The following is a 14,528-nucleotide window of genomic DNA, read 5'->3' as shown; positions in this document are numbered from 1 at the left end:
AGCGGTGAGACGGCTTCGATTACTATTCTTCCTTCACCTAAAAATGTTTCGGGTACTACGTTTGCCTGGACGGCTGTACCAAGCAGTAATGTAACAGGTGCCTCCGCTGGTAATGGATCATTGATCAGCCAGGTACTCACTACGACCAATGCGTCTGTCGGTACCGTTGTATATACGATTACACCATCAGCCAATGGTTGTGATGGTCCGGTTTCAACTGTAACGGTAACAGTTAATCCAAGTGTTACGATCAATGCAGGTGCTGACTTTGCAGTCTGCGAAGGTGCAGTGATGCCGATGAGTATACCATTGAGTGGTACCATTGGCGGAAGCGCTACATCGGCTAACTGGTTTATCAAAACCGGCAGTGGTTCTATCTCGGCAAGTACTACCAGTGGCGGAACGGTAACATCTACCTATACCGCTGTGAATGCTGACGTTACGAATGGATTTATAGAATTATACCTGGTGACGAATGATCCGGACGGAGTAGGTCCTTGCTTTGAGAAATCAGATACATTAAGAATACAGATCAATCATCGCGCGAGCATCGTACCACTGGTAGACCAGGTAGTGTGCGAGCCAGCGCAAATAAATCTGTCGGGCATAATTGCCGGAAGCGCTACGGCAGGTTCGTGGAGTCCGGTAAATACAGCCGGAGGTACATTGTCGATCAGCAGTATAACTGGAAGCACCGTTACGGCCAACTACGGTGTATTGGCCGGAGATATAGGCACCACCTTGACATTCCGTTTAACAACCAATGATCCGGATGGTTCTGGTCCTTGTACCATTGTATCGGATGATATAGATGTACACATCAATGAATCGGCAAAAGTATTTGCCGGAAATGATTTTGAAGTTTGTCAGGATAAGCTGGTCCAGTTGAATGGAAGTTACTCTGGTACTACTTCTTCGGTTACCTGGAGTGGTGGTTCGGGCAGCGCACAATTCTCGAATGTGGCCGATCCTGCTTCTACCTATACATTGACAAATTCAGATATAGCCGGAGGAGGTATATTATTGACTTTGACTACTAACGACCCTGATGGTGCAGGCCCTTGCTCGATTACTTCAGACGATGTATATGTAAAAATTAATCCACTGCCGGAGCCTTTGATCTTTGGATTGGAAAGTGCATATGCAGAGAATGATGCTCCGGATCCGCTGTCAGGTGTTCCATCCGGTGGTAATTTTAATGGTGTGTTTACCGGGCCGGGTATACAATCCGGTACGAATATATTTGATCCGTCAATCGCCAACATTGGTTTCAATACCATTACCTATACCGTTACGAATAACGTTACTGGTTGTGTGGGCTTTACCACACAGACCACAGTGGTGAACCCGATCACAGACATTGACTTCAACATCGATGGTGCTGTAGTGGATGCAACAGGGGCGTTACAGATTTGTGCTGAAACAGGATTGCTGCAATTGATCGGTATACCTGATCACACTACCGGTATTCCTACTACTGAGTTCCTGAGTCTTACAGCGGGTATAACGGTCAACTTTGTTAACAACAAATGGTACGTAAATACAGACGGAGTTGTAGCAGGTGCTTATTTCATTCAGTATACCTATACCAACGCCCTGAATGCGCGTACCGAGTATATCAAGAAAGTAATTGTGCATGCATCACCACACTCGGTTATTCTGACCAACAATGCGTGCGTTACGGATGCTGCTAAATTTGCCAGCTTATCGGATATACCCAATAACACCTATAACAGCAAGATCACGAAGTTCCTCTGGGATTTTGACTTCGGTGGTCTAACAAGTCCCGATTCAGCAACTTCACTTACCTATACTCAACCCGGTATATATGATGTTAAGCTGACGGTAACAACGGATAAGAACTGTTCGGATGAAGTGATCGAAAGTATACAGGTTGGGCCAGTGCCTAAACTGAATTTTGACTGGACCAAGATCTGTAGCGGACAGACAACGAAATTCGAAGACAAATCAACCATATCACTCGGAAGTATAAAAGAGTATAGCTGGGTGTTTGGTGATGGCGATGTATTGGGATACGGAGATAAGGGTGTATCTGTACCGACTGACCCGAAAACTTCCGGTACCTATAATAATCCGAGTCATAAGTACAGCACCTTCCAGGCGTATGATGTTACGCTGCGTGTGAAGACCGATGTGGGTTGCCTGAAGGATACAACACAACGGGTATATATACTGGACTACAATCAACCGGTTTCCAGCAATGGCTACCAGACCGATTTCGAAAGCGGGCAGGGAACCTGGATCAAGGTTGAACAGGCAGGTAACTCTAGCTGGACATTCGGTAACGTGAATGGTGCACATATCAACCAGGCATACTCCGGTACCAATGCGTGGTGGACGGGTGGCAACACTACGGCTGCCAACAACTATGTGAGTACCTACTATCCGAATGAGCAATCTTATGTGATAGGACCTTGTGTGAACCTGGATGGTTTGAGCAGACCGATGGTGGCATTGAAGTACTGGTCGGACTCTGATAAGAATTTTGATGGTGCTGTATTGCAATACTCATCTGATGGAGGTATCTCCTGGGAAACCGTTGGTACCGATAAAGGATTGGGTATAGAATGGTATAACGGTTCAGACCTGAGTGGTCATCCGGGAGGTCAGGATAACTATGCATGGACCGGTGCAACAGACGGCTGGCGCGATGCCAGGTATAATTTGAACGATCTGCCCAAAGACACCGTGGTATTCCGTATAGCGTTTGGTAGCAACAGTGATAACAACCCGGGAACAGTATCAAACGGTTTTGCTTTCGATGATATATATATAGGAGAGAAGAAGCGTAATGTATTGGTAGAACATTACACCAACGATTCGAATGTAAACGCAACACTCAGCCAGTCGGAAGAGTATATTGATGACTTGGTATCCAAAGACTTTATCAAGTTGCAATATCACATGGAGATGGCTGGTGTAGTAGATGAAATCAACAAAGCCAACCCGACTGATCCGAGTGCACGAGCCTTGTTCTATGGTATACGACAACCACCGGCTTCGATCATGGATGGTATATTGGGCGATTATTACGGAACTACGTTCAACGGATATACCGGTAACATTACGGTAAATGATCTCGACAGACGTGCACTGGAAGATCCTTCGTTCGAAATTGATATAGCGATCGATGGCTCAACAGCTCCGGATGTATTGAAAGCTGACATCAACTATAAATTCATTGATAAACTGAACTCGTTCAATCCTCCGATCATCCTGCAAGCCGCCTTGGTAGAGAATGGTGTGAACGGCAACCGCTTCTCACTGCGCAAGTTGTTGTATGGTCCGGAAGGATTCATCATCACCGATCCGCTGGTGGCCGGTACATCCGTAACCTATAGCAAGCCGGATGCTGATGAAACATTTGAACTGCAGACACCGATCGCCAATGGCGACAGTCTATATATCATTGCTTTTGCACAGGATAAAGCTACACGCAGAGTGTTGCAGACGGTGATCCAGAAGATACCTCAAACGAAAGTATCAAAAACACCGGTGGGTATACCAGACGATCCGGCGGTGGCTGCATTGGAAAATCTGCAGATATACCCGAACCCTGCATCGCAGAGCATCAAGCTATACCTGGGCGATAAACTGAATCGCGACTATACCTGGAAGCTGATCGATCAGCGCGGTACGGTAGTGTCGGCAGGTAATGTGAATCGCGACCTCACCTTGCCGCAACAGATCGATGTTACACAAGTTGCCGATGGTATGTATATACTGGCTATTCAGGCAAACGATCGTGCTGTGATGTATACCAAGATCGTGGTAATGAATTCGAACTAAGAAGTAAGAAGATGCTATATCAGGCTGCCGGAAGTCCTTCCTTGGACAATTCCGGTAGCATACTGTTGCAACGCTCAATGAAATCAAGCGCCAGGCGCTCTACTTCGTGCAGGTTTGTTTCCTGCTTGCTGTTCTCCTCAATAAAAACAATGTCACTTCGCAGTGAGTCAAGTCCCATCAGGATGAACGATGGCTTGATCTGGTGAGCCAGGCGCGAAAGCTTCAGCCAGTCTTGTGCACCCATCGCCACCTTCATATCTTCCAGTATAGCCGGTATGGTCTGTATAAACGTTGATACCATCTCGCGTATAAACTCTTCATTATTCCCCGACACTGAGCGGAGATAGTTCAGATTATAGGATGGAATAACTTTCATGGCAGCCGGTGTTGCCTTGGTTACAAGCGACGGCTTTATCTTGAGGTCGTCAAATAATTTCTGGTATAGATCTTCCGGTGTAAAAGGCTTCGGCAGGTAATCGTTCATGCCGGCTGCTATACATTTCTCTACGTCAGTAGCCGTAGCGTTGGCCGTGAGTGCAATGATGGGCAGGTTGGCCGATTGCTCCATCATGCGGATCGCTTTAGTGGCTTCATAGCCATCCATTACCGGCATCTGCACATCCATCAGCACTACATCAAAATGATTGTTCTTGATCTTCTCGATCGCCACGAGGCCGTTCTCGGCTTCATCAATAAAACACTGCCAGTTCTTCAATATACTTTTGGCATATAAACGATTGATGTCGTTGTCTTCCACCAGCAATACACGCAGCTGCGAGGTGTTGGGATCTTTCACCGTTTTATCCTTGCGTGGTGTAGCCTGCGTAATGGCATTTACTTTACCAACGAAGTAAGGTATAGTAACCATAAACGTAGAGCCTACATGTTCTTTACTCACCACATGGATTTTCCCATTCTGCAATTCAACCATCTGCTTTACAATGGTGAGGCCGAGCCCGGTGCCACCATAGCGTCTTGTTACACTGGCATCGGCCTGGCTAAAGCTTTCAAATATAGTGGTGAGTTTTTCTTCCGGTATACCTACACCGGTGTCCGTTACTTCAATACGCACCCAGCACATACCACGCTGCTCACGTTCTGCTGTACACTTTATCTGGATGGAGCCGGTATGGGTAAATTTTACAGCGTTGCTGATGAGGTTGATCAAGATCTGGTTCAGACGAACAGGGTCGCCCAACAGAATTTTATTCAGCTTCTCATCGATGCGATAGTCGAGCGCGATCTTCTTTTCCTTTGCCTGATACATAAATGTACTGATGAGCGAAGGGAGAAGATCTTTCAGGTTGAAGGCGATCTTTTCAAAGCGAAGTTTACCCGATTCGATCGCTGCGAGATCAAGAATATCATTGATAATAACTTTCAGGTTCTCGGCCGAGTGCTTGATCGCGTTCAGGTATGTTTCCCGTTCTTCAGGACTTGGGCTCTGACTTAACAGGTTGGCCATGCCTGCTATACCATTGATAGGCGTGCGTATCTCGTGACTGATGTTGGCCAGAAATTGCTCCTTTGCTTTTTGCAGGCGCACCAGTTCTGATTCATTCTCCTTGCGCTGCGTTACATCGCGACAGTCGAGAATAAAGCCCGGTATACTTTGCTTATGTTTAAGGTTAATCGCGTTAAATTCAAGAAAGCGATAAGTGCCGTCTTTACAGAGGAATTGAAATTCTACTTTCTCGGTATAGGCGCGGTTCTGACTTTTACGAAGCTTCTTTTGAAACTCTTCGCGCGTTTCAGGAAGTATATAGTCGAAGAAGTTTTTGCCCATCAGGCTCTTCGATCTATACCCGAGCGTTTCACTAGCCGAGGCGTTGTGATAGTATATTTCTCCGGCATAATCGACAATAAAGATAATGTCGGAGCCGTCTTCTACCACGGACTCATAAAAGGAGCCTTTCTTTACGTACTGTTCGAGTTTCATGTCAGATGCCGATCGTCTCCATCTCTTTCAGATACCTGTATAAAGAAGATTTACCGATGTCGAGCCTTCGTGCAACTTCAAGCACGTTATTGTCATATTTATTCAGGTAGTGCCGGATGATGCGATACATAAATTCCTGCATGGTCATCTCCTGGTATAGGAACGACTCCATGCGGGTAGTGCTGTTAAAGCTTATATCCTGCGGGCGAAGCTCCTGCTCTTCCGTCATAACAGCCGCCAATTCTATAACTGACTTCAGCTCGCGTATGTTTCCGGGGAACGGATACTGTAGTAACTTTTCCTGCGCCTCAGCACTGATCTTGAACTTGCGCAGTTGATTGTCTTGCGCAAACTGATCGAGGAAATGCTTGGCGATGAGTATAACATCCTGCCCGCGTTCCCGCAGGGGAGGAAGCATAATCGGAAGACCCAGCAAGCGATAGTATAAATCTTCGCGGAACCGACCTGTCTTTACTTCTTCTGACAAATCTTTATGTGTTGCAGCAATGATCCGTACATCAAGCTTGATCACCTGGTTGCCACCGATGCGGGTAACTTCACGCTCTTGCAACACGCGGAGAAGTTTAGCCTGCAGGTTCGGATCCATCTCACCAATCTCATCGAGGAAGATGGTGCCACCTTCGGCTTCTTCAAATTTACCAATGCGCCTGGTGAGGGCACCGGTAAATGCGCCCTTCTCATGTCCGAAGAGTTCACTCTCAATCAGGTCGTGTGGTATAGCAGCAATGTTTACCGCTACAAACGGTTTGTTCTTGCGCTTGGAGTTATAGTGAACCGCTTTGGCCACCAGTTCCTTACCGGTTCCTGTTTCACCGGATATACTTACCGATATATTTGTTTGTACCGCTTTCTCCAGTAAGGAGAATACCCGCTTGATAGCCGGGCTGGTACCGATGATGCTCTTTTCAAAAGTATATTTCTCCGAGATCTCCTTCTTCAGGTGATCGATCTCCTTGATCAACGAAGTCTTGTTCCGCGCGTTGTTGATGGAGTTCAGCAGGCGGTCTTTCGTTTCATGATCCTTCGCTATATAGTCGTAAGCCCCAAGCTTAAGCAGCTCTACAGCCGTATGAATCTTTTCCTGGGCCGATACGATGATCACGTTGATGTTCGGATCATGGCTGCGTATCTGGCTCAACACCTTCTCGCCAGGCATATCAGGTAACGAATAGTCGAGTGTAATAACGGCCGGGTTCTTATACAGATTGGCCAGGCAATCTTTTCCCGAAGTGTAGAACTGAACTTCGTAGTCCGGGTTCAGCTCCAGTACGTACTTCAAAAACTTTGTATAAGCCGGATCATCTTCGACAACAAAAATTTTAACGGGATCTTTCTCGTACATGCGTAGAAGTTTGGAAGGTAAATATAAAGGTCAAACGTCCATTAGCCAAGTCGTTAACGGGTATACAGCCGGGCAACGGAAATAAATTAAAACTTATCCGGTTCATTCACAAATACAATCGGTTAGTTGTAAGTAATGATATAAAAAGTTTAAATGATATTCAGTACCCGGACCCCGAATTTTTATTGAACTCATTCGTATCATTTCACTGATATTTTCTACAACTTTAGAGTACCAAGTCCTTACTTCATGATCCCAGAATTTCAAACACTCACCGACCCGGAAACGGAGCTGATGCTTCGTGCCCCTATTCTTGTATGCATACTGATTGCCGGAGCAGACGGTGAGATCGATCGAAAGGAGATCAAGGAAGCGATTGCTATTGTGCAGAAACAAAAAAAGAATGGATCAATGCTGTCTGGATTTTTCAAGGAGATGGCGCAGGACTTTGAAGACAAGATCAAGATACTGATCCAGAGTTACCCCTTCGAAGCATCCAAGCGTACCCCCATGCTGGTAGAGGAACTTCAGCAATTAAATTCACTCTGGCGAAAACTTGATCCTGAATTTTCGATCGCCTATTACGAAATGCTGAAGAGTATTTCTGAAAAGATAGCTTCCTCTTCAGGCGGGTTATGGGGTATAAAAACGGTTGCATCGGAAGAAGCGCAGTATCTTCATTTACCCATGATCAACGACCCCGCTAAAAAATAATGTCTTTTGTTTTTCGATGTGCTGATCGTTAGCTGACAATTTTCATATTTGTACCGGGCTTTGCCCAGTAAATTTTTTATGGCAGCACAATCCTCTCTCTTTGGCAGCTCGGTTGTACCACTCCGGCTTGTGTTTCTGATGTGGGCTACATTTTATATCGAAGTCATGTTCGGTTTACCCTTGAGTGCTTTTGGTATAGAGCCACGCACCTTCCACGGGCTGATCGGTATATTTACAGCACCGCTTATTCATGGCGACCTGCTGCACCTGATCTCCAACACTATACCGATGATCTTTCTCGGATGCGTGTTGTTCTTTTTCTATGGAAAGATAGGAGGGCAGGTATTTTTTCGGGCATACTTCTGGACGAACATTCTGGTGTGGCTGTTTGCCCGACCCGCCAATCATATAGGAGCCAGCGGTGTAGTATATGGCCTTGCTTTCTTTCTCATCTCGTTCGGATTTTTTCGCAGAGACTTTATGTCCATCTTCATCTCCACCATCATTCTGCTGCTATACGGAGGTATCTTCTATGGCGTGTTGCCCACCGATCCGCATATTTCGTGGGAGTCGCATTTTGCCGGAGCCCTGGTAGGCATTACCACGGCCGTATCATTTAGTAAACAGAAAAGCGTGAACTGATTTTGTGTGTTGATTTTTGTTTGATATTTGCGGACTCGCAGTGATACAGTACTATGGATGCAACAGTAAAAAAGATATTAGGTGATTTGAAAAGCAGAAAATATGCACCGGTGTATTTTCTGCAGGGTGAAGAGACATTCTACATCGACATGATTGCCGACTATATAGAAGCCCATGTACTATCGGAAGCCGAGAAAGGTTTTAACCAGGTGGTGGTATATGGTAAAGATGTAGCGATGTCGACCGTGCTGACGCATGCGCGGAGGTTCCCGATGATGGCCGAGCGACAAGTGGTGATCGTGAAAGAGGCACAGGATATACAGGATCTGGGTAAAGATATAGGTGGTAAATTACTGCTCGACTATGTTACCAAAGCAGTGCCCAGCACGGTATTGGTATTCTGTCATAAACACAAGAGCCTCGATAAACGCAAAGAGTTAGGCAAGAAGATCGACCAGTATGCTGTTACCATCAACACCAAAAAGCTATACGACAATCAACTGCCGGAGTTTGTATCGGAATACTGCAAGGACAAGAAAGTATCGATCGATGAACGTGCCGTGCAGGCTCTGTGCGAGTTTGTAGGCAACGATCTGCACCGCCTCGCGAATGAAGTAGACAAGCTCGCTATATCCCTGGCAGCAGGCGAAAGTATAACAGCCGAGCGTGTTATGAACCAGGTGGGCGTGAGCAAAGAGTATAATATTTTTGAATTGCAGAAAGCGATTTTGCAACGCGATACATTGCTTGCCAACAAGATTGTAAACTACTTCGAGAGCAATACCAAGAAGAACCCGATGATACCCGTAGTGGCCTATCTCTTCTCGTTCTTCAGTAAATTACTGGTCGCTTCTCAAGCTACTGACAAGAGCGATAAAGGACTTGCTAGTGAATTGAAAGTGAGTCCGTATGCAGTGCGTGATTATAGTCTTGCTTTACGACAATTTCCACTTCCGAAGATCATCGATAATATATCTTCCATCAAAGAAGCCGACCTCAAATTGAAAGGGGTAAATACCGGCTCGGCCGATGAAGGCCAGATCTTCCGCGAACTTGTATGGCGCCTGATGAACTAGCAGATTTATAATTCACGTTCTATGTTCAACATTAACCTTGAACATTAAACTTTGAACCTTGCATAGAGAGCATTAACTTTAAGTCCATGCAAATTCATCAGCGCGGATTTTTTTTAACTCACTTTTTTGGTTCTTTATTTGCAATAATTTTTCAGGTGCGCTGTTTTAAACTCAAATCGTAATTACCGTAATGCACAGATTAATAGCTTCTTTATGGTTAGTTTTCATCGTTCAATGTATGTATGCGCAGGATCAACTGTCGCAGAACAAAGTTGAAAGGCTATACCATCGCGGAACAGAACTTATACAGCATGCTAACTATGGCGCTGCACGCGAAGTGTTCTCCGACTTTTTAGCGCAGGCTTCACCAACCGATGCACGCAGGGGAGAAGCAGAGTACTATGTAGCATTCAGCGCGCTTAACCTCGGCCATAAAGATGGCGAGAAACTCATCGATGAGTTTATTACCCACAACCCTTCGAGCCCCAAAGCCTCTACTGCCTATTACGATCTGGCCAACTTCTTCTATGCAGAAGGTAACTATATAAAAGCATCGGGCTATTTCAAGAAAGTAAATTTCCCGGCCCTTACATCGGAGCAACAAAACCAGGGACACTTTAAATGGGGCTATAGCTTTTTCAACCAGAAGAAGCTGGATGAAGCACTCGAGCAATTTAACTTTGTAAAGAAGCAAAGCACTGCCTATACCCCCGCTGCAAACTACTATGCGGGGTTCATCGAATACTCTAAAGGACAATATGATGATGCTATAACAGACCTGAAGAAAGCAGAGACGAGCCCATCGTATGCTACCATCGTGCCGAGCCTCATTGCCAATATATACTATAAACAAAAGAAATACGATGCACTGATCGAGTATGCCAACACACTGAAAGGTCGCTCCGATATAAGCAATGCTGATGAGATAGCCATGCTGGTAGCAGAAGCAAGTTATTATAAAGGCGATTTCAAAAAAGCTGTTGAGTCCTATCAGAAATATTTTGACAGCAATGCCAAAGCAGAGAGCGGTTTGTTCTTCCGTGCAGGCTATGCAAACTATGTAACGGGCAATACCGAACGAGGCATTGAATACCTGGACAAGGCAGCGGCATCTAAAGATACGGTGAGCTATTATGCTTCGTACTATTTAGGTATACTTCACCTCAAGAAGGGCAACAAACCACTGGCGCTAAATGCTTTTGATTATGCACGCAAGAATCCCAAAGATAAAAGCCTGGTAGAGGAGAGTACATTTCAGTTTGCCAAAGTATCATACGATGTAGGTAAATCCGATCAGGCTATAGGAGAGTTTGAACGATTCCTGAAAACTTATCCGGGCAGTTCTCATACCAACGAGATCAAAGAGCTATTGGTGCAGGTATATGTAAACGGCAACAACTTCAACAAGGCTATAGAATATATAGAGGCGTTGCCTGCGCGCAATCAATATATAAACCAGGCATACCAGAAGGCAGCTTACCTGAAAGGTTCCGAACTATATAATAAAGAAGATTATCCCGAAGCAGTTATATACTTCTCCAAGTCGCTGGAGCAACCTGTTGATAAGAACTATGTAGCCCTGGCAGCTTTCTGGCGTGCAGAAGCTTACTCCATTGGTAAGAAATATACCGAAGCCATTGCCGACTACCAGCGCGTAGTGGCGCTTGGCGCAACCGTTGATCCGGAAATATTACTAAAGACCCGCTACGGTCTGGGCTATGCGCACTACAATCTTCAGGCGTACGATAAGGCACTATATAACTTTAAAGAGTTTACCAACAAGGCAGACAAGAGTACACCGAACTATGCAGATGGTTTGGTGCGACTGGCCGATTGCTACTACGTGAGCAAACAGTACGATGATGCACTGGCAACCTATAACCGCGCGAAAGCAGCCGGTACTGCCGATGCAGACTATGTATTGCTGCAGGCCGGAGTAATGAGCGGTGTGCAACGCAAGTATGGAGAAGCACGCAACCAGTTGAATGAGTTGATCAAGAATTATCCTAAATCACAGTATCGCGATGAAGCTATGTATCAGCGGTCACTGTTTGAAATTGAGCAAAGTAATTATCAGGCTTCGGTTGATGGACTTTCTCAATTGATCCGCGAAAGCCCGAGTTCACGTTTCCTGCCGTATGCTTATGAGCGAAGAGGAGCTTCTAACTATAATTTGAAACAATACGATAAGACGATCAACGACTATCAAACAGTTATACGGTTGTTTCCAACGCATCCGCTTGCCAAGACTATATTATTACCACTTCAGGAGGCCTTGAATGCGGCCGGCCGCTCAGGTGAATTTCAAAGCAACCTCGATCAATATTCAAAAGCGAATCCAAATGATGAAAGTGTAGAAAGTCTTTCTTTCGAAACTGCGAAGAACCTGTTTTTCGATCAGCAGTATACACAGGCCATCAGCAGCTTTAACAGCTATATAACTTCGTATCCGCAGTCGGCAAAGATCACGGATGCTAAATTTTATGTAGCAGAATCGTACTTCCGCCTGCAAGACTTTAATAAGGCGCTGCCGATCTATACCGAGCTCAGCAACGACATGACCTATAGCTCCGGTAATAAAGTAGCTGCACGTTTGGCGGAGATATACTTCAAGCAGGCAAACTATAGCAAGGCTATTACCTATTTCCATCGCCTGGAGAAAATGGCCTCTACGAAGAAGGAGCAATACAACGCCTGGGCCGGACTTATGGAGTCGTTCTACCTCTCAACACAATACGACTCGTCTGATGTATATGCCCGCATCATTATTGAACGCGGTAATATCAATGCCGGTGCCCAGAACAAAGCATCGCTATACCTTGGTAAAACAGCATTGGCGCGTGGCGATTTTGAAGGAGCCAAAGATGAGTTTCTTAATACGCTGAACGCTGCACGCGATGAGTACGGAGCGGAAGCAAAGTATTTATTGGCCGAGATATTCTACAATCAGAAAGAGTACAAACAGTGCTATGAAACATTAACGGGATTGATCAACGACTTTGCAACATACGATGCATGGGTCGGTAAAGCATTCCTCTTGCTCGCTGATAATTTTATAGCACAGAATGATGTGTTCCAGGCGAGAGCTACCCTGCAATCGCTGGATAAATTCCCGCTTCAGTCTGTGAAAGATCAGGCGAAAGCAAGGCTCAAACAACTCGAACAATCCGAGCTGGAGAAACAGAAGAAAGTAGAAAGTGATACCCTGGATAATTGATCGTTTACCATTTTTTGCGATGAAGAAAAAGACAAATCATAACCCCACGCTTGCACCCATGCGATTCGGTTTACTGATATTAGCAAGTTCCTTTTCCGTAATGGCTTTTGCACAGGAGCAGAAACCGAAAGAAGAATGGGAAGGAGATATAGAATCAAGAGAGATTGTGATCCAGAACGATCGCAAGATATCTTTACCACAAGCCAATCGTAACTTTGATAAGATACCACCGAAGCCCGCAGAGGCAGGGATCAAAGCCCCGGTAACATACGATTTTCGGTCGTTCAGTTTTCAGGCACCGCAGATCAACCCGCAGGTACGTCCGCTGAAACTGAAAGTAGAAAACTCTTCCGATGTATATGGCGGCTTCTTACGGTTGGGCTATGGGAACTATGCTTCACCATTGCTGGAAGGGTATATCAATAGCAAGAAAGACAAGAACAAACTATACGGTGCGCGTATATACCATAGCAGCTCCGGCAAAGGTCCGGTAGATGGAAAAAACTCCGGCAGTGGTATGTCAAGCTTGTCACTCTATGGTCGTTCGCTCAATGATGATATAGCCTTATCCGGTAACATAGGATTTGAAAATCGCACCACGCATTTTTATGGTTATCCGCAGGGAGAACCTATCGGTAAAGATTCGCTGAAGCAATCATTCAATCTTATTAAACTCGGTGGAGAATTATCGAACTCCAAAAACTCAGACCTCGCCTATAAATTAGGTGCTAACTTCAGCTACCTCGCAGATAAATATGATGCACGCGAATCGGAAGTTGATCTTGCTTTTAAATCAGGGTATAAAATTGATGATGATTCAAGAATAGATCTCAAGGCAGACTATGCTGTGATCACCCGTAAAGACAGCAAAGTGGAAGCAAAGCCACGCAGTCTTTTTACCCTGGCGCCTTCGTATGAATTTTTACCGATTGAAGATTTAAAACTGTCTATAGGGGTAACAGCTGCCTTCGAAAATGATTCGATCGATTCAAAGAACTTCCATCTATACCCGAACTTCAAAGCAACCTATCCACTGAGTCCTTCGGTAGATGCCGTTGGGTTTCTCTCCGGTGGTATGGATAAAGTATCGTTGCAGTCGCTTACCAACGAAAACATGTGGCTTGCACCTAACGTAGCAGTGTTCCATACAAACCGTGTACTGGATTTTGGTGCCGGACTGAACGCCCGCCTCGGTAATAAAGTAGAAGCACATACCGGTTTATCAACTACGTTGTTAAAGAACTGGTACTCGTATGTGAACCGCGAAGGCGATCCTTCCAAGTTCAATACTATATATGATCAGGGAACAACCCGCAGAACAAATTTTTATGTAGCTCTGAGTTATGCACAATCCGAGCTCGCCAAGTTTATGGTGCGTGGTGATTTCTATGCTTATGATGCTGGCGACTTTGCCGAAGTATGGCATCGCCCTACATCCAGACTTACCGCGAATGCTTCGATCAATGTATACCAGAAGCTTGTCTTCTCTGCTGACCTGATCGCACAAGCCGGTATGAAGGCATTGGATCCTGAAACGAACAAAACTGTAAAACTCTCCGGAGCATTTGACCTCAACTTCAAAGCCGAGTACCTTTTCTCTCCAACCTTCTCTGCCTTTGTACAGTTGAACAATATCACGTCCAACAAATACCCGATCTACCTGAACTACCCTGTAAGAGGATTCCAGGCATTGGCAGGTATAACATGGAGTTTTTGAGAAGCGCCTTTATACTTCATCATTCGGTGTTCCTTGTTCGGTGTTCGATA

General features: G+C 45.3%; 8 protein-coding genes. 6 read left to right on the top strand and 2 right to left on the bottom strand.

What is annotated here, in order from left to right; all coding sequences use genetic code 11:
* Positions 1-3,810: PKD domain-containing protein (locus tag VIN08_RS12150; protein ID WP_331965130.1), on the top strand; the 3,810-nt coding region annotated here is incomplete at its 5' end.
* Between the two features lie 19 nt (positions 3,811-3,829).
* Here the strand turns inward: VIN08_RS12150 and VIN08_RS12145 are convergent.
* Together VIN08_RS12145 and VIN08_RS12140 are read right to left on the bottom strand one after the other, a co-directional pair.
* The gene (locus VIN08_RS12145) at positions 3,830-5,749 is read right to left on the bottom strand and encodes a PAS domain-containing hybrid sensor histidine kinase/response regulator (RefSeq protein WP_331965127.1); all 1,920 of its coding nucleotides are present in this window, start codon (positions 5,747-5,749) and stop codon (positions 3,830-3,832) included.
* Position 5,750: 1 nt separating this feature from the next.
* On the bottom strand, positions 5,751-7,112 hold the full coding sequence (locus tag VIN08_RS12140) for a sigma-54 dependent transcriptional regulator (protein WP_331965124.1): 1,362 nt from the start codon (positions 7,110-7,112) through the stop codon (positions 5,751-5,753).
* A gap of 249 nt (positions 7,113-7,361) precedes the next feature.
* On the opposite strand from VIN08_RS12140, the gene VIN08_RS12135 reads away from it, so the two are divergent.
* The 5 genes from VIN08_RS12135 (at position 7,362) to VIN08_RS12115 (ending at position 14,478) form a co-directional block, all read left to right on the top strand.
* Positions 7,362-7,826, top strand: a complete 465-nt coding sequence (locus tag VIN08_RS12135) for a hypothetical protein (protein WP_331965121.1) — start codon at positions 7,362-7,364, stop codon at positions 7,824-7,826.
* Between the two features lie 78 nt (positions 7,827-7,904).
* Positions 7,905-8,468: a rhomboid family intramembrane serine protease gene (locus VIN08_RS12130; protein WP_331965118.1), complete on the top strand. Its 564-nt coding sequence runs from the start codon at positions 7,905-7,907 to the stop codon at positions 8,466-8,468.
* Positions 8,469-8,521: 53 nt separating this feature from the next.
* A complete protein-coding gene (holA, locus tag VIN08_RS12125; RefSeq protein WP_331965115.1) occupies positions 8,522-9,544 on the top strand; it encodes a DNA polymerase III subunit delta in 1,023 nt (340 codons plus the stop codon).
* Positions 9,545-9,734: 190 nt separating this feature from the next.
* A complete protein-coding gene (locus tag VIN08_RS12120) occupies positions 9,735-12,761 on the top strand; it encodes a tetratricopeptide repeat protein (RefSeq protein WP_331965112.1) in 3,027 nt (1,008 codons plus the stop codon).
* 19 nt (positions 12,762-12,780) lie between these two features.
* Positions 12,781-14,478: a hypothetical protein gene (locus VIN08_RS12115; RefSeq protein WP_331965109.1), complete on the top strand. Its 1,698-nt coding sequence runs from the start codon at positions 12,781-12,783 to the stop codon at positions 14,476-14,478.
* Positions 14,479-14,528: the final 50 nt, after the last annotated feature.

This window comes from Ohtaekwangia sp. (assembly GCF_036568665.1).
Taxonomy (GTDB): Bacteria; Bacteroidota; Bacteroidia; order Cytophagales; family Cyclobacteriaceae; genus Ohtaekwangia.
The sequence above is the reverse complement of the archived record's forward strand: the minus strand, read 5'-3'. Positions and strand labels throughout refer to the sequence as shown.